Below are 281 nucleotides of genomic sequence, written 5' to 3'. Positions count from 1 at the left end.
CAAAAGACCGAATGTCGTTTAGATAATCGTATCCATCAGATGAACCATAACGGTTGAACATTCTTACTGCTACTACGTTTTCCTCTGGAATGACGAGCAGAGCTACATTTGTGTAACCAAGTAATTGGTAGTAATATTTTGGAAGTTCATCACCTGTTTGGTTAAAGGTATGGTTAGTGTCTTTAACAAACCATAAAAATCCATTCTTATGAATAGGAAGTCTCGGGTTAGGAGTCTGAATGGATGTAGCCATTTGAATGATTTCTTTAGGAATAAGCTGT

1 pseudogene is annotated in these 281 nt (G+C 36.7%); it reads right to left on the bottom strand.

The features are described from left to right. Positions 1-281: pseudogene (locus tag PVA17_RS25185) on the bottom strand (serine hydrolase domain-containing protein); the annotation flags it as partial.

The organism is Lysinibacillus sp. CNPSo 3705, from assembly GCF_028674935.1.
In the GTDB taxonomy this organism is placed as follows: Bacteria; Bacillota; Bacilli; order Bacillales_A; family Planococcaceae; genus Lysinibacillus.
The sequence above is the reverse complement of the archived record's forward strand: the minus strand, read 5'-3'. Positions and strand labels throughout refer to the sequence as shown.